Origin of the sequence: Methanosarcina barkeri str. Wiesmoor, from assembly GCF_000969985.1 — an archaeon.
Taxonomy (GTDB): Archaea; Halobacteriota; Methanosarcinia; order Methanosarcinales; family Methanosarcinaceae; genus Methanosarcina; species Methanosarcina barkeri_B.
This window is the reverse complement of the sequence record NZ_CP009526.1, coordinates 543520-561121: the sequence shown is the minus strand read 5'-3', so window position 1 is coordinate 561121 and position 17602 is coordinate 543520. Positions and strand designations below refer to the sequence as shown.

The following is a 17602-nucleotide window of genomic DNA, read 5'->3' as shown; positions in this document are numbered from 1 at the left end:
CTTACTTCTTCCTTTCGTACTCTTCGGACTTGAGGCCAGCCCTCTCATTGAAAGAGTCTACAGCGTCCAGCAGGTCCTGCTGTGTAAGTATTTTACGCTCTTCGAGAAGAGCACCCAGGACAGCTTCCCGTATAACGACACGCAGGTCCGAGCCTGAATAGCCGTCTGTCAATTCCGCAATTTTCCCTGTGTCATAATCCCCTTCGATGTGCCGGGTTACGATATTCAGTATGTCTGTACGCATCTCAAGATCAGGGAGAGGGAAATGAACAATCTCGTCAAAGCGTCTCCAGGCTGCACTATCAAGCATGCGGGGGTGGTTGGTCGCGGCAATAAGAAGAACTCCATGATCCACAAGGCTGATTTCATCTATGGCCTTAAGGAGGGTATTTACTGCTCGCTTGATGGCAGCGTTCTCGTCAGACGTTCTTGCTTTTGCTACGAAATCGAGCTCATCTATGAAAAGGATGCATGGATTCAGTTTCTTTGCAAGCAAAAAGACTCTGTCAATATTCTTTGCAGTCTCACCAAGATACTGGTCTGTTATCATGGAGAGTTTGACCTCAACAAACGGGATTGAGAGCCGCTCTGAAAGTGCACGGGCAACTGAGGTCTTTCCGGTCCCAGGAGGGCCAACAAACAGGAGTTTTCCGATATCATGCAGACCGATCTCCCGCAGATATTCCCTGTGTTCGATGGCCTTCGTGATCTTTTCAACTTCGTTCTTTTGTTCCCCGGTGAGCACAAGGTCTCTAACTTTTTGCTTTACATCCTCAGGAGCGATAATGACCGCGAGTTTCAGCATATCTTCGCTTTTGTCCTCTTTCCGGATCTCCGCTATCTTGGACTCTATCCATTCCCTATCGGATTCCTTGGGACTTATTTTCGCCTTTGCAAGCGAATAGTTTGCAGCCTCATCCTCCCTTATTTTTTCAAAGTAATAAGCCAGGACAGGGTTATTTTCAATCCGTTTCTGAGAACCTTCTTGCTTTTCAAACCATTCCGCAGCAAGTTCGAAAGCGCTCAGACGAAGTTCAAAGTGAGACTTATCAGTATTTATGAAGGGGACGTTCCTTACGATTTTTTCGATGTCCTTAAGCCCGTACAGTTTTTCAATACTAATAAACGTGGCTGTGATGGGTTTGGGAACGGTTTTTTCTGTGCTATTCCAGTAGTTTTTTCGAATGTTTTTTGGAAGATCATTTACATCCAGTTCTGGATAGCGATTATAGATCTCTGCGGTTAACAGTAGTTCTACGATATCTAATATAGTGCCTGACATGTTTTTACCTGTTGCGTGCTTGGACTAATCCACTATCAAGTGTTGGGCACTCAAATGCGGTAAGTTCTTAAATTATTGTTCAAGTTTCTGAACCTAATAATTGATTTTCTTCAATGATAAAATTTACGAAGCTGCCGACAGTAAAAGAAAAGATCGGCTGGAGATGATAACTTTATCTAGCAGAAGACGTTATCATCTACTCTATCTCTTTCGGGAATTCAAGCGTATTTTCGGAAAAAGCCTTTGTCGCCTCCGGAAAATGTTTCATTTTCAGAAAGTGATTGTGAATTCTGGAAATCGCAAATCGTGTCTCCGGGTAGGTTTACTCGCGTCTTAGAGACGATTCAATCCATATAGCTTGTTTCTGGAATATCACGGAATTATCAAAACTTCTGCATTATCAGAACTAGTATATTAAGACTATCATTCCTAAGATCTCTCTATCTAAGGAAATCCAGAATTATCCCTAGAGAGGACAATTGCATGACAAGAGAACAACTCTATTCAGGGAAAGCAAAAACTATCTATAAGACGGATGATCCTGACACCCTTATTACCGAATTCCGAAACATATTAAAACTATCATTCCTAAGATCTCTATCTAAGGAAATCCAGAATTGTCCTTAGAGGACCATTGCATGACAAGAGAACAGCTCTATTCAGGGAAAGCAAAAACTATCTATAAGACGGATGATCCTGACACCCTTATTACCGAATTCCGAAACAGTCTGACTGCATTTAACGGAGAAAAGAAAGGGGAGATGGAAAAGAAAGGGTATTATAATGCCCAAATCTCAAAAAAAATTTTTGAGATGCTCGAAGCAGAGGGGATAAAGACTCATTTTGTCGAAATGCTTTCTGATATCGATATGCTTGTGAAGAAAGTCGAGATTATAAAAATCGAGGTCATTGTCAGGAATATTGCCGCAGGTTCGATTACAAAAAGATATCCCATTAAAGAAGGCACAGTTTTCAAGACCCCTGTACTTGTTTTTGACTTCAAAAACGATGAGTATGGGGATCCCATGCTAAATGACGATATTGCTCTTGCACTTGGGTTAGCAACACAGGAAGAGCTCGCCACACTCAGGGAACTCGCTCTGAAAATTAACGAACTGCTTGTGCCCCATCTGGACAAAAAAGGTATTTTACTTCCGGATTTCAAACTAGAATTCGGAAGGAGGAACGGAGAAATCATACTTGCAGATGAGATTTCCTGCGATACCTGCCGGTTCTGGGATAAGAAGACCGGCCAGTCAATGGACAAAGATGTCTTTAGATTTGACAAAGGCGATATTTCTAAAGCTTACGAAGAAGTTGCACGGCGCATAGTGCCCGAAATATTTGAATAAACGTGAAAATAGGCCAGGAAACCTTAATAAGCCGGAAAAAGGGCTTTAAAGTTTTCCTGCCTGCTTATTTTTGGTTTTAAAATATAGTCAGCGATCTGTTTTTATGTAAAAAAGAAATCCAGAGTCGTTTGAAAACGGAAATCTGAAAGCATCTTTGCCTGCTGCATCCATTCGGATTTTGATGTGCTTATCCTGCCCGCAAGATCTGAAACTGCAGCTTCGAGAGAATCGAATTTTTTTGCAGGGTTCCGAAGAGCTTTTCTCATGCCTTCCCTGATGACCCAAACTCCAAGGGGAGCCCAGTAATCCGGAGTTATCTCCCGGAGTACGAAGACCGAGGCTTGCCTTTTGATTTCTGTCAGATATTCAAGCACAGGCAGCCGTGAGGCATAATAACCTCCAGCCAGAGGAGAATAACCTTTTTTCCCATCATAACCCTCACTGTCTTCCCCAATCCAGCTTGATTCTCCAGACCAGACTGCCTTTGGAAGCCAGATTTCTATAAGTTCGAAGGCATAAGCCCGTGGAAGGATAAGGACTTCAAAATGGTTCCCGAAATGAGTCCCGCTAAAAAGCTGGATCTCTGAGACCCAGGGAAAGTCCTTTATACGGTCTGCAAGTTCCTTTCCTGCCATGTCATCCACGGCTGTAATTGACCAGCGTGTTGGCACGATTTTTCGTTCTTTTCCGAGCAAGCCAATTGAGAACAGGCGAGTAATATGTTCAGCCGGAATATCCCCTTTATAGAGTTCAAGTACCGCATCTTTTGCCCGGGCGTCAGTGTCATAGACAAGATAATCCACTTTTTTCGGAACGTTTGGATTTTCTGCAAGCTCAAAGTTTTTGACAAGCCCTGAAGGGCCCATAGGCGTCAGTACGGCATCGAATTTGAGTTCCTGTTTAGGGGCTTTAAAAAACCAGGCTTCGGTATCCACTGGCTTTCTGGAGAGGGCAAGTTCCTGCGCCTTTACAAGGAGAGGGTTTTCTTTGCTGTGGGCATCCTTTACATGGAAATTTGTGTTTGCCCTGACCATACGGGAACGCATGGAGATAATGTCTTCAATCTGCATGTTTGCCCAGGCTGAGGTATCTTCAAAAACTGAAGCTTCGCTCTCATTTGCCAGAGGGGGAATGAGCGGGCCTGCCGAGACCCTTGGGTAACCAAAACTTCCGACAAAAACAGCAGGAGGAGATGCTCCAAAAACCGAATTTCCAGAGATTACAGGAGCAATGGACTGAAAAGACTTGAATTTTTCAAGGATTGGACAACGGGGACGCCCACAAAGTCCTTTTCCTTTACATTTAATACACAGTGTTCCATTCACTTTAAATCCGTATCCTCGCAGATGATACAGGCTTTAGCTCCAGGAGCGTTCCTGTATAGCCAGCCGGATTTCTGAACAAACCTGCAAACGTTGCACATGCCATCTACCTTTTCCTGAGAGGATAAGTCTTTATTTAGAAGCACTGATGCAAATTTCCGAATTTCGTTCTGAGTCTCTTCGGAAAAATCAACTTCAGCCCCACGTTTTTCACTCACGTACTGGGATACCGCAGCCCTTGAAAGCTCCAGGATGTCCGCTACATCCTGCTGCGTGCAACCATGCTCAAAGATCATTGTTCTGGAAAGTTCTGCCCTAATTGCGGGCAAGACTTTCTGTACCATAATTTCACATGTTGTTTTCATAAAAGACCAACACCACATAAATCAGGTAAATTTTGAGAGATTCTCTTAACCAAAATTACATCCAGAGATTTATTAATTAGTAAGATATCCGTATACTTTTACTTTTTGAGTAGAAAATATATCTCTTAATTTACCCAAAACGCATGCTATTAAAATACAGACAAAAATATAGTAATTCCAGACCTGAAAAGTTATTGCTGAGTTTATCCCAAAACTTGAAATTTGCTTTTTAGACCTTGTATTTTGAATAATCAATAAAGCTCATGATCATGGTAACAATTCTGAAAATTCCCAATGATCAAGAATAAAGTAGCTTTTGGGATAGGCTCGCTAAATATTATTGCTATTTCTCAGACCCGGTTTATCCCTGAAACTTGTCAGGATTTAGTTTTTGATTTGTTCAGCAGAGAAACCCTTTTCCATGAGGACTTCTTTCATGCGGGCCAGGTGATTACCCTGAAGTTCCACAGTATTTCCTTTTACCGTACCGCCGCATGCAAACTTTGATTTAAGATAAGTGGACAGTTCATGAAGATCTATTTCACTTGCGTCGAAACCTTCTACAACGGTAACTTCTTTGCCGTATCTTCTTCTATTAACTTTCACAGTAATTCTCTGTTGCTCTTTTGCAACTTCTTCGCAAATGCAAAGTTCTTTTGGAAGCCCACATACTGGGCACATTCCGCTGCTCATTTGTTGGTATATCCTCCGAATTTGTAATCATTATATATGTAACTTACATCTAAAAAGAACTAAATAGATATAAAGTACTTATCAATGAAGGTATTAAAGCCTAATGGTATTATTCAGGCACTTTATATTGAATTTCAGCTAATAACCCGAAACTCTTGACAATATAAAAAGCCAACCAAAGCTTTATTATTTTTCAATTTTTTTATATATTAATATATTCGTTTGTAATGTTCGTTTATAATTTTTACTTATAGAGTAAATTTAATAACATTATTGTTAGTGAAGAGTATAAATTGGTACAGACTGCAAGCGAAAAAGCTGGGTATCTACAAGAAATTCAAAAGATTAACGTTTCGGGGAAAAATCTAAGCCGAAAAGCTGAAAAGCCATGAAAGATAAAAAGCTAGGAAAGCTAAACAAGCTTAAAATCCCTGATTTTGCCGGAAAGAGCCTTTCATACCAGCGACAAGTTAGATATATCTTGAATTCCATCTTTTTCTATAACCTGCTATTGCATATATATACACTTTTATTATATAAATATAGCAGTATAAAAGTATTAGATATACTAAAAAATCGGGGGCACCTGATGAACGAATTGAACGATTTAATAGGTTTTGTAAACGGAAACAATATAAGGCAAAAAGTGCTCTCCTTACTTTCCTCAAAAGGAGAAATGGAAGGGAAAAGAGTGTCAAAAACCCTGAGAGTTGCACATCCCACCATTGCAAAAACTCTCGATGAACTTGAACAGAAAGAATTAATTACAAAAAAGGAAGAAATGTACTCTCTTACCGAATCAGGAGTAAAAGTAGAAAAAATGATCCAGCAAATATAATTTTAACACATTTCTTTTATCCATTTTATTTTAAATCCTTTTTTATCCATAGTTCATTACAAAACCGATTTTATTTTCAATCAGTAAAAATTTCAAGATAGTATTTTAGAAAGAGGACTCGATTGATCGATCATAATATCCAACGCAGAAAGTAACCTTGAATCCTGTATCAATGATCTTTACCCTCTTTTCACCCAGTATGAGACTTTATAAATACGGTTCATAATTTATGAAAATATTTGGAAAATGTTGAGGAAATTGACGCAATTTGTCACGATTCTTCACTTAACCGAAGACGCATGAATTCAACCCTCTTAAACGCAATCGTTGAGCCACAACCATTGCACCGGTTGGTCACGTAGACCACATTGTTGCGGGAGTTTTCGGTCAAGCCTTTTTTGAAAAGGGTTGCGATCAAGCAGTTTTTTGAAAAGGGTTGCGGTCAAGCAGTTTTTAAAAAACTCGCAGGCAAGCAGTTTTTAAAAAGCTCGCAGGCAAGCAGTTTTTTCAAAATGATTGGGTTAGAAATATTTATTTAATTCTTATCCCTTTATGTCGGCATAAACTGTTAATGCTAATACTGAAACTCTTGAATTTAAGGGAATAATCAATAATCTATTAAGAAAAAACCAGAGCTTCGGCATCCAAAAAGGACTAAGTATCAGAGGCAAGGCAATGTTACCTGAAGAAGACCTTAAGATCATTAAAAAAGAACTCGGGCGAGAGCCCACCCTTGTAGAACAGGGCTGCTTTTTAAACTTATGGAGCGAACACTGTTCCTACCGCTCAAGTGCCCCTCTCCTGAAAACTTTTACCAGTAAGGGTGAAAACGTAATTATTGGCCCGGGGGACGATGCTGCAATTATAAAATTCGATGATGGCTATGTGCTTGCCATAGGTATGGAAAGCCATAACCACCCTTCATATGTTGACCCCTACAACGGAGCTGCTACCGGGATAGGAGGCATCGTAAGAGATATAATCTCCATGGGAGCCCGCCCAATAGCCCTCATGGACCCACTCTATTTCGGGCCTCTGGACACTCCAAAAAATATGTTTCTCTTTGAACAGATAATTAAGGGAATTGCAGGGTATGGAAACTGCATAGGAGTGCCAGTGGTCAATGGTGAGACTTTCTTTGACCGAAGATACAGTGGAAACCCTCTTGTAAATGTGGTTGCAGTAGGGCTCTGCCGGGAAGAAGAGGTCATAACTGCCCGCTCCCAGAAAGCCGGAAACAAGCTTGTGCTCGCAGGCTCCAGCACAGGAAAAGACGGACTTGGAGGAGCTTCCTTTGCCTCCAGAGACCTTTCCGAATCAGCCGAAGCTGAAGACCGCCCGAGCGTCCAGGTGGGAGACCCATATACTGAAAAGCTCGTAATCGAAATGACGCTGGAAGCCATGGAGAAGGGTTATATAAAATCCTGCAAAGACCTGGGAGCCGCTGGTCTAGGAGGGGCAAGCGCGGAACTGGCTGCAAAGGGAGGACTTGGAGCCCACATTACTGCAGATGCCGTGACCCAGCGCGAACCCAATATGAATGCTTATGAAATCCTGCTTGCGGAATCTCAGGAACGCATGGTCTTTGAAGTAGCCCCTGAAGACGTCGATGCCGTACTTGCTCTGGTAGCAAAGTACGACCTTAATGGGGCCGTAGTGGGGTACTTAACAGAGAAACCAAACTACACAGTTGAATTCAAAGGGGAAGTCGTTGTAGATATTCCGATTGATTTCCTGACAGGTGGAGCTCCGACCTGCGAGAAATCCTCAGTAGCTCCTATTCCTCAGGTTGAAGAAGGTAAAGCCCCCAAAACTCCGGAAGACCTTAAGGCAGCCTTCCTGAAAGTTATCTCTTCTTACAATATTGCCTCAAAGGAATGGATCTACAGGCAGTACGATCATGAGGTCCAGTTAAGAACAGTTATCAAACCCGGAGAAGACGCTGGCGTGCTCAAGATAACTGATAAAAAAGGACTCGTACTTTCCTGCGGCTGCCAGCCAAGAGCTACCCTTCTTGACCCATATAACGGAGGAAAGAATGTAGTAATTGAAAACGCCATGAACCTTGCAGTAAAAGGGGCCGACGGGCTTGCGATTGTAAACTGCCTGAACTTTGGAAACCCGGATCGTCCGGAGATCTACTGGCAACTCAAAAACTCCGTACTTGGGCTTGGAGATGGAGCAAGGGAACTCTCAATTCCGGTTGTGGGAGGAAATGTTTCCCTGTATAACGAAAGCGATGAATTTAAGACCGCAATTCTCCCAACCCCTTCGATAGGAATAATAGGAAAAGTTAACTTTGAAACTCCTCTTCCTTCAAGCTTCTTTGCAAAATCCGGAGACGCTATCATTTTGGTAGGAGAGACAACTGCAGATATGGGAGGTTCCGAATACTATGCCTGTTTCGAGGCCCTGAATGCCGGAAAAGTTCCTTCTGTCCCGAAAAATGCTCCTGAGATAATAAAAGCCGTAATCGAAGCTGCAAGGAGCGGAAAACTCAGCTCGGCACACGACCTTTCCCTGGGAGGAATTGCCGCAGGACTTGCGAGGATGTGCAGGAATTCCGGTGCAAAGGTAGACCTGAGTGAAGTTTCAGAATTAAAAGCTGAGGAACTATTATTCTCAGAAGCTCCAGCAAGAGCGCTGCTTGCTACAAGTGAACCAGAGGCTGTACTCGAAATCCTCAAAGATGTGCCTCATATGGTAATCGGCAAAGTCGAAGGCAATTCCCTTGAAGTTAAAGGAAAAGACTTTGAGATTTCCCTCTCCCTCAAAGAAATCTCCGATGCATACAGCAGCCTGACAAGGTTTATGATGAGATAAAGTTCCCAAATCCCGTCACCCGAATTCCGTCACCCGAGTCCCGTCACCCGAGTCCCGTCTCGGGAGGACGGTGCCCTTTTCGCTTCGCTCAAGAGGGCTGAGAAATATTGTAAATAAGTTTCACGTAAATAAGTTTCACGTAAATAAGTTTCACGTAAATAAGTTTCACTTAAGTGGGATAACTTACAAGGTTACGGCTTTTTCGCCCATGCCTTGTTTTTGGAAGCACGAGATTTTCTTTGCTTCCAATTTAGATTGGATCCCATTCTATCTTACCTTTTAATTTGTTTTTAATCTAAGTTGTTCTTTTTACCCTTGAGATATTATCAGTATTTTCTGATCTCTTGCAAGTTTAAGTTTGGAATAGAAATAGTTTTGAGTTAACTAAAACAATAGTTTTTAGTAGGTTTCCGCACTAGAATACTGTGTTATGAAAGCTGTATGCATCTGTATGGGAGTGCATCTGCCTTACAGTCCCAAGTGGTACTGGCCTGTAGAGGGATTTTTCGGGGTGCCTGAAATGGACCGGTATTTTGACCGGAACAATATTTTTTCAAAATTTATAAAAACAAGCCGACAGTTTTTACGCCTTAATGATCTGATTATGGAGTCCATAGAAAGAGGGGGAAAATACTCCTTTGATCTATCCGGGCCATTCCTTGGACAATGTAGATGGGACCCCGAACTTCTCGAGTCATTCCGCGAATTTGGAGAAAATGGGAACGTGGAATTCACAGGGAGCTGCAGATATCACTCCCTGAGTTCATTATATCCCGATCTTTCCTGGTTTAAGGAAGAAGTACTAATATACAGAGAAATGCTTCGGGAATTACTGGATATCACCCCCAAAACCTTCGTAAACACAGAGCTTCTGTACACTGAAAGAGTAGAGAAGATTCTTACCGACCTGGGCTTTAACTGCCTTATCTCCGAGGGGTCCAGGAACCTCCTGAATGGATATGATCCTGTACATGTCTTTGAGAACCATCTTCCGACTTTGCTGAGGCACATAAACCTGAGCGAAGACCTTGAACTGCGTTTTTCGGAAAAAAACTGGCAAGGCTACCCTCTTATTCCGGAAAAGTTTGCAGACTGGATTGCTAGCATGGAAGGTGACATCCTGACCCTTTATTTTAATTATACAAGCCTTTGCTTTCACTACAGGAATAAAAGTATGATAGACGATTTTATCAGGATGCTTCCAGAAGCCCTAAAGTCCAGGGGCATTGACATGCTCACACCTTCTGAAGCTGTCAGGAGATTTGAACCCTTAAAACTTCCTACCCTGGGAACCGAACAGACAATTCGTTACGGGATGAATAACGCATTAGGTAACCATGCTCAGCAGCTTTACCTGCGAGAACTGGTAAGAATCGAAGAGGAACTCTCAGAGCTTAAAGAAAATAAGAACTATCGAGAACTTAAACATATATTCGGTTATCTTCAGCAGAGTGAAATCTTTTTTTCTATGAATTCTGGGAATCTCAGGGAAGGGTATGAAAGAGCTGTCAATTACTTTTCCATCCTTTCCGATTTCAGGAGAGCTGTGCTGGAGGAGAGAGAATGACCTCGGTTTGCATGTATTTCCAGGCACATCAGCCTTTCAGACTGCGCAGGTTCTGGCCTGATGATAGATCAGGTTTTTTCCGCTATTTTGACGAGAGAAGCAACAGGGAGATCTTTGAAAGAGTAGCTCGGAAATGCTATATTCCTACAAACAAGCTCCTATTGGATGCTCTTGACGAACATAAAGGAGAATTCAGGTTTTCTCTTTCAGTTACCGGAACCCTGCTCGAACAATGCGAACTCTGGGGAAAAGATGCCCTTGAAGGCTTCCGGCAGATGGCGGAAACCGGAGCAGTGGAATTTCTGGACGAAACCTTTTATCATTCCCTTTCAAGTCTTTTTGAAGACAAAACCGAATTTATTGAGGAGATAAAAGAACATAGAGAAATTATGTTTGACCTTCTGGGAGTCAAACCTCAGGTATTCCGGAATACCGAACTGCTTTACAATAACACTATAGCAAAGCTTGTTTCGGATCTTGGGTACAGGGCGATCCTTACCGAAGGAGCGGACCATATGCTTGAAGGGAGGTCACCTAACGTACTTTACAGGGCAAAAGGTTCAGGACTTCCTATTATCTTCAGGAATTACAAGCTGAGTGACGATATAGGATACAGGTTTTCTGCGGGGTGGTGGGAAGGCTATCCCCTGACTGCAAAGAAATGGGCCTTATGGGCTTCAGGAAATAATGAAGATTGTGTTAATATCTTTATGGACTATGAGACCTTTGGAGAGCATCAGTGGGAAGAAACCGGGATATTTTCCTTCCTGAAAGAACTTCCCGGGGAAGTACTCAAGACCCACCTGGACTTCAGCACCCCTAGTGAACTTGTCGATAAATATACACCTGTCGCTGATATCGATGTTGGAGACTTTTCCACAATTTCCTGGGCTGATATGGAACGCGATACAAGCGCATGGCTTGGGAACGACATGCAAAGGCGCTGTTTTGAAGAAATAAAGCTGCTTGAACCCTTTGTGAGGAAGACGGAGGACCCTGAAATCCTGCGTATATGGAAGCATTTGCTGACTTCGGACCATTACTACTATATGTGTACCAAATGGCTCGGAGATGGAGATGTACATTCATATTTCAGTGTTCATTCCACGCCTTTCGATGCAGCAGTTAATTTCATGGCTGTACTTATGGATTTCAAAGCACAGGTATTCAGAAAACTTAGCACAATAGCTTAACTAAAGAACACATACTAACTTATGGGAGTCAGGTCACATGGTAAGAGACTTATTCATGTTTGCAGGTTTTAATGAAAACTCGCAGATTGTATGGTTTAAGATAATCTACTCGAAAGAACCCGGATCTCTGTCTTTAATAACTGACTTTCTCGAAAAAGAGAATGCGTTCATTATGTTTGGTCATCTGGATAATATTACACAGAAAACTGGAGAATATTCAGTATTTACCGAACTTGAGAAAGATGTGGATCCAGAAAGTTTCGCCCAAAAAATAAAGGAACTTGAAGTTGTAAATGAGGTCGAATATGGGATTTCAGAATACGGAATGGTTTACTCCGTGGACTTCCCTCTAAATGTTATAGGAGTCAGGGGAGTTATGGCAAGGGCACTTACCATTGTTGATATCATTAAAACTCTCAACCAGAGTGCGCCGCATGCAGAAGGACTTCTCACTCTTTCAGGACTTAAGGGTGGGACTCACGCAGCAAAGTATTTCAAGAGTATTCTGGACCTTAATGACAGTAATTTTGCAAGCATGCTTGCAGAACTCTTCAAAGGTGTGGGCTGGGGAATTCTGGAAATCGAATGTGACCCCAAAACTTATGAAGGAAAAATCATTGTGAAAGACTCGTTTATAGCTGATGTTTACGGAGGGTCGGAACAGCCAGTTTGTGCCTATATGAGCGGTTATTTTGCAGGTTATCTGACCGAATATTTCGGGAAAAACATAAGTGTGAGAGAGGTAAGCTGTAAAGCTACAGGAAAAGAAGTCTGCGAACACATAATCTCGCCGGCGCCGTCGGGCGGTACAAGCCAGGAATATCAGATGAGAGGGGTGACGCGGTGATAAAGCAACCCAATGTTATCCTCGGAAATGACGATCTGCTTGTAACAATGGGAAAAAAAGGGGAAATCATAGGTTTTTTTTATCCTCGCCGAGACCATGCTCAGCATATCGAGGAATCTGTTGCCTGTATTCATACAGGAGAAAGGCTTCTCTGGACCTATGATAACGAATGGCAAGGAATCCAGAACTATATAGAGGACACAAATATTGTGTCAACAAAACTTTACCATGATTCGGGAATCCGTATTTCCATTCTTGACCTTGTGCACCCTGACGTGCCTATCCTTATCCGCAGGTTTAAGATCCAGTCCCAGAATAAGCTTTCAGGAAAATTCTTTTATTACTCGAATTTTAACGTAGGGGAAACCTCCAAGAAAAACTCCGGGTTTTGCGATACCGATATTCATTTGCTCGTACAATACTGGCAAAACTATCATATAGGGATATATTCCCAGCCAGAGTTTAATGAGTGGCAAATTGGAAAGGCAATGGATACTATATGGTGGACGAATTCCAAATATGATATGGAAGATGGAAAACTCCAGAGGAATAAAGAAGACATAGGAAATATTAATAACGCGGCTGGCTGGGATCTTGAACTGGAGGCTGACGGATCAAACGAGTTTGTGATCTTTATAGGCGCTGCTTCTTCCCGACGCCTCCTGTATAAGAGAATGCAAGAGCTCTCAAAACTGCCTCTTGAATACATTTTTGAAAAGACGCGGGAACACTGGGTTATGTGGCTTTCCAGAAAGCAGGTGATCAAGATCCCAGGACTTGAAGAATACGATAACCTGCGCCAGGATCTGTTCAATGCCTATAACCGGGCTCTTTTGATGCTTTACCTCCTTAATGACCGCGAATATGGGTCTTTCGTAGCTGCTCCGGAATTTGACTCAAACTTCGAGAAATGCGGAGGATATGGATTTTGCTGGAACAGAGATGCTGCAGAAATCGTGCTTGCACTAAAGCACTCAGGCTATCCAGACTATTGTGACATGTTTTTCAAATGGTGCATCCAGACTCAGCTCTCTGATGGTTCGTGGTTTCAACGCTACTGGCTAAATGGGGATATAGCTCCCTCATGGGGTAATTTTGACTACTCAACTCAGATTGACGAAACCGGGTCCACGCTCTATGCTATGGATGTTTATTACAGGATTCTCGAAGGCCTGAAAAAAGCTGAATTTCTTGAAGAGGTCTGGGTCTCGGTGCTCAGAGCTGCCGAATACCTGATGAAGCGGACCAAATCAGGAATTCACGAAAGATGTATGGATCTCTGGGAAACTTACTACGGAATTTTTACATATACAAATGCTTCGATTTATGCCGGGCTCATGGGTGCTTCCCATCTGGCGGAAGAAAATGGGGAAGCTGGCATGGCAAGACGCTGGAAAAAGAGAGCGGAGTTCGTCAAACAGGCTACGATTGACCGTTTCTGGCTTCAGGAAGGCTACTTTGCAAAAGGAGTAATTAACGAGAAGCTGGACAAAACTATTGATGCAAGTATTCTTGGCACCTATGTTCCTTTTGGAATGCTCTCTGCAAAAGACCCCCTGGAAAAGGAGATGATTCAGTTCATGATAGAGAACATTCAGAAAAAACTCTCAGTACCCATAAATCTCGGTTACGGCATTAAAAGGTATGAAAACGACAGTTACATAAACGGAAACCCGTGGGTAGTAACTACGCTCTGGCTTTCGGAAGCAATGTTTACCTTTGCCCTTGAACTTTCCAATGAAAAAGAAAACTTTTCCCCCACTCAGGAGGGCACCTATGAAAAAGAAGAAAGACCTGAAGAAACAGTTAAAAGGCTGACCAAGGAAGGAATTGGATACCTCAAATGGGCTCTTGCCGGAGCAACCAGTACAGGGCTTCTCCCGGAGCAAGTAGATCAGTCTACAGGCAGCCCTGCCTGGGCAATCCCTCTAGGATGGAGTGGATCTCTGATACTTAATAATATTCTGCTTCTGGACAAAATCTGCAGGATAAAAGCCGGGAATATGCAAGAAAGCTAAGGAGTAAAAGTCTGAGAAAAAGAGAAACACAGTGAATTACGCAGTTTTTCATCTATCGGAATAAATATTAAAGGAATTGAGGGAGGCAAGAGCCCCTAAAAGCAAGAAAAGCAATGAAGAATTGCCCTCTTACATCCTTTCTTCCACGCATTTTCGCGTTGACAGTAGTTTTGGAATCTATTTTTTCCTTGCCTTCTGTTTAAATCTACCTACATTCCGCAGTATTTTTTTGAAAATCAATATTTTTCCTGATAGCGTTTTTGGAACAGAGTAAATAATTTGGATTTTTAATGGTATTTGGTGAAAATTGAATGATATCATTTTTGGTCCCTAAATACACCACATCGTTGCTTTTACCTACTGCATAAAAGTCCAATAAATCTACATTTGATTGAAAATCGATAGCAGTAAAAATATGAATTTACGTAAATTTACTGCGGAAAGTGGGATCTAGACTTATTTAGCTTAAGTCTAGACTTACTGAGTTTAAGTTTTCACTTCGTTACTAATTTCTTTTGCCCCACCGAGATACGGCCTGAGAACCTCAGGGATTTCCACACTTCCGTCCTCACGCTGGTAATTCTCGAGTATCGCAACGACCGTCCTCCCTACAGCAAGTCCTGAACCGTTAAGGGTATGGACGAACTGAGGGCCATCAGGAGTCCTGAAGCGGATATTAGCCCTTCTGGCCTGGAAGTTCTCGAAATTGGAGCACGAAGAGATTTCCCTGTATTTTTCCTGTGTGGGTACCCACACCTCGAGGTCATAAGTCTTCGCTGCTGAGAATCCAATATCTCCAGTACACAGGTTTACCACGCGATAAGGCAATTTCAAAAGTTTAAGGATTTCTTCCGCATCATTGGTGAGCTTTTCCAGTTCATCGTATGAGGTTTCTGGCTTTACGAACTTGACAAGTTCAACCTTATTGAACTGGTGTTGACGGATGATGCCTCTGGTGTCCTGACCGTGTTTTCCGGCCTCACGCCTGAAACAGGCAGTATACGCTGTAAGAAAGACAGGCAGTTTTTCAATATAATCGTCCATAAAGAGATTGGTTACAGGGACTTCTGCGGTAGGTGCAAGATAGTAACCATCAGTACACAGGTACATATCATCCTTAAATTTCGGCAACTGACCTGTGCCAGTCATGGCTTTTTCATTGATAAGTACAGGTGGAAAAACTTCAAGATAACCCTGCCTTGCATGTACTTCCAGCATAAAGTTTACGAGCGCTCTTTCGAGTTTTGCACCCATGCCTTTATAGACTGTAAAACCCTGACCTGAGATCTTGGCTCCTTTCTCAAAGTCAAGAATGTCCAGTGCTTCTCCTATCTCCCAATGGGGCTTTGGAGTAAACGTGAACTTTCTTGGCTCGCCAACAATCCTTACAACTGGATTATCATTCTCGTCCTTACCTACTGGAGTTGTCGAGGATGGGATATTGGGAATTCGGAGCATTATTTCATGTATTTTTGACTTATAATCACGTATTATATCATCGATTTCTTTTATACGGCTATTAATGCCTTGCATTTCCTCTATCTTGGATAAAGTATCTTTATTTTCTTTCTTTAGCTTCGCTATCTCACGAGTGACCACATTGCGCTTATGTTTTAGCTCATCACCTTCGGTGAGACATTTTCTCCACGCTATATCATACTCAAGAAGGCTATCTATAAGCTCAGTGCTCATATTCCTATTAATGAGAGCGTGTCTAACTATATCGGGACTACTACGTACAAATTTAAGATCCAGCATATTAAGCCCGAGATATCCTGCATGTGAGAGAATATATATTTTGTGATTTTTCGGGTGTAAAGCCGTCATGAAAATAAGCAAAGTTGAAAAAGAAGAAAAAGAGCAGGGAAATATTAAGATAAAATAAAATTAAAAAATATGGAAATCTTAACTGCTCACAATTAACTGCTCACAATTAACTGCTCACAATTAACTGCTCACAATTAACTGCTCACAATTAAAACTATATTACTTATTAATACTCTGTTAGGATTTCAGGCAAGAAGTTTCCCATATGGACTTTCTTCAAAGTAACTGACAGACTGTTTGGCTGTCTCATTAGATACTTTGGAATCCGAACCTAAAAGTAGCCTTGAAAGACTTGCTTTATTCATATATTCAACTTTGGGTTCCCCTGAAATTCCTCCAAGTTCAGCAGCCTTGTCAATTGCATCATAAATATTTCCAAAGCCATCCACAAGCCCAAGTTCCTTTGCCCTGGTTCCGGTGTATATGCGGCCATCAGCAAGGGCTTTGACTTCACCTCTGGACATGTTGCGCCCTTCAGAAACTTCAGTTACGAAATTTTCGTAGCTATCCATAACTACAGAATCAGCATACTCTTTTTCCTGATCAGTAAGTCCTCTCCAGGTACTTCCCATGTCTTTCATTTCTCCAGATTTTGCAACATAGTAATCTACACCTGTTTCTTCATTAGAGAGAGAATTATTCTGGAAGACCCAGATCACTCCAATGGATCCGGTATTCGTAGAGGGGTTTGCAATAATGTAATCAGTCGGTGCAGAGATATAATATGCAGCACTGGCTGCAAGGTCCCCCATGGATACAACAACAGGAATTCCTTTTGCCTGGGCTTTCTTAATTTCTTCTACAATTTCTTGGGCTGCTGCTGGGGATCCTCCAGAACTGTCAATTCTAAGCACAATTGCCTTGACTCCATCATCTGCAGCAGCCCTGCGGATATCTCCTGCAATCGCTTCTGAAGTAGCATAACCAAGCCCTTCAGCAACGTTTCCGGAAAAGATAGTACCCTGGATATAGATAACAGCTACCTTCTCCGAACTTCCCAAGTTTCCACCAACACCAAAATTGGAGGAGATTAACACAAGACTCACCAGTATGATAGTAATGAGAGCCAGTAAGACCAGCAAGTAGGGCATCCATCTATGCTTATTTTTCTGTGGATACGGATTGGGATTCATGCTTAAACTCTTGTTTTTAATTTCTTTATTTTCAGAGACCTCAACGTGGGTCCCATGATCAGCCATTTTTTCCGGACCACCAGGAGCAGAGCTGTCAAAGGAGTTATCACTCGTACCGTAAGTTCCACTATCAGGGACAGAGTCATCTCTTCCGTTGTGAGGGCTACTTTGTAAGTTGTTATCTCCAGATAGATCTTTTGAGTTCGTGTCTTCAGGGTTTATGGTTTTATCGCTCATATTTGATGGAACCGTATATATAGGACCGTATATTTTAGATTTGCCGCTTTAGTTTGCAGCCTTGGGCATTATTTATATTTTTAATCAAGAGAATGTAGGATTTAA

Annotated in this window: 14 protein-coding genes; 7 read left to right on the top strand and 7 right to left on the bottom strand. The window is 42.1% G+C overall.

Annotation, left to right across the window (positions count from 1 at the left end):
• Position 1: 1 nt before the first annotated feature.
• On the bottom strand, positions 2-1282 hold the full coding sequence (locus MSBRW_RS02510) for an ATP-binding protein (RefSeq protein WP_011305562.1): 1281 nt from the start codon (positions 1280-1282) through the stop codon (positions 2-4).
• A 638-nt stretch (positions 1283-1920) separates the two neighbouring features.
• On the opposite strand from MSBRW_RS02510, the gene purC reads away from it, so the two are divergent.
• Positions 1921-2634, top strand: coding sequence for a phosphoribosylaminoimidazolesuccinocarboxamide synthase (purC, locus tag MSBRW_RS02505; RefSeq protein WP_011305564.1), 714 nt, complete (start codon positions 1921-1923; stop codon positions 2632-2634).
• Between the two features lie 101 nt (positions 2635-2735).
• Here the strand turns inward: purC and MSBRW_RS02500 are convergent, their stop codons facing one another.
• From MSBRW_RS02500 to yciH, 3 genes are all read right to left on the bottom strand, one after another.
• Entirely contained in the window at positions 2736-3959 is a 1224-nt protein-coding gene (locus MSBRW_RS02500; protein ID WP_011305565.1) for an Nre family DNA repair protein, read from the bottom strand.
• Positions 3956-4321: a transcriptional regulator gene (locus tag MSBRW_RS02495; RefSeq protein WP_011305566.1), complete on the bottom strand. Its 366-nt coding sequence runs from the start codon at positions 4319-4321 to the stop codon at positions 3956-3958. Before MSBRW_RS02495 ends, MSBRW_RS02500 begins: the two co-directional genes overlap by 4 nt.
• Positions 4322-4705: 384 nt before the next feature.
• A complete protein-coding gene (gene yciH / locus MSBRW_RS02490) occupies positions 4706-5014 on the bottom strand; it encodes a stress response translation initiation inhibitor YciH (RefSeq protein ID WP_011023951.1) in 309 nt (102 codons plus the stop codon).
• Between the two features lie 589 nt (positions 5015-5603).
• Here yciH and MSBRW_RS02485 point away from each other — a divergent pair.
• Positions 5604-5852, top strand: coding sequence for a winged helix-turn-helix domain-containing protein (locus MSBRW_RS02485; protein WP_011305567.1), 249 nt, complete (start codon positions 5604-5606; stop codon positions 5850-5852).
• Between the two features lie 271 nt (positions 5853-6123).
• Here MSBRW_RS02485 and MSBRW_RS21680 read toward each other — a convergent pair whose 3' ends face one another.
• Positions 6124-6270 carry a hypothetical protein gene (locus tag MSBRW_RS21680; protein WP_155398092.1) on the bottom strand — a complete coding sequence of 49 codons (147 nt, stop codon included), beginning with the start codon at positions 6268-6270 and terminating at the stop codon, positions 6124-6126.
• A gap of 257 nt (positions 6271-6527) precedes the next feature.
• Between MSBRW_RS21680 and purL the strand changes: the two genes are divergently transcribed.
• From purL to MSBRW_RS02460, 5 genes are all read left to right on the top strand, one after another.
• On the top strand, positions 6528-8675 hold the full coding sequence (gene purL, locus MSBRW_RS02480; protein WP_011305568.1) for a phosphoribosylformylglycinamidine synthase subunit PurL: 2148 nt from the start codon (positions 6528-6530) through the stop codon (positions 8673-8675).
• Positions 8676-9105: 430 nt separating this feature from the next.
• A complete protein-coding gene (locus MSBRW_RS02475; protein WP_011305569.1) occupies positions 9106-10242 on the top strand; it encodes a glycoside hydrolase family 57 protein in 1137 nt (378 codons plus the stop codon).
• Complete coding sequence (locus MSBRW_RS02470; RefSeq protein ID WP_011305570.1) at positions 10239-11435, top strand: glycoside hydrolase family 57 protein; 1197 nt, start codon at positions 10239-10241, stop codon at positions 11433-11435. The genes MSBRW_RS02475 and MSBRW_RS02470 overlap by 4 nt, the downstream gene beginning before the upstream one ends.
• 37 nt (positions 11436-11472) lie before the next feature.
• The gene (locus MSBRW_RS02465; RefSeq protein ID WP_011305571.1) at positions 11473-12282 is read left to right on the top strand and encodes a V4R domain-containing protein; all 810 of its coding nucleotides are present in this window, start codon (positions 11473-11475) and stop codon (positions 12280-12282) included.
• Positions 12279-14300: a glycoside hydrolase family 15 protein gene (locus MSBRW_RS02460; RefSeq protein WP_048136526.1), complete on the top strand. Its 2022-nt coding sequence runs from the start codon at positions 12279-12281 to the stop codon at positions 14298-14300. The genes MSBRW_RS02465 and MSBRW_RS02460 overlap by 4 nt, the downstream gene beginning before the upstream one ends.
• A 486-nt stretch (positions 14301-14786) precedes the next feature.
• On the opposite strand, the gene serS is transcribed toward MSBRW_RS02460, so the two are convergent.
• On the bottom strand, positions 14787-16058 hold the full coding sequence (gene serS, locus MSBRW_RS02455; protein ID WP_048102491.1) for a serine--tRNA ligase: 1272 nt from the start codon (positions 16056-16058) through the stop codon (positions 14787-14789).
• Positions 16059-16312: 254 nt separating this feature from the next.
• Positions 16313-17497, bottom strand: a complete 1185-nt coding sequence (gene sppA / locus MSBRW_RS02450) for a signal peptide peptidase SppA (RefSeq protein WP_011305574.1) — start codon at positions 17495-17497, stop codon at positions 16313-16315.
• Between the last annotated feature and the right edge of the window lie 105 nt (positions 17498-17602).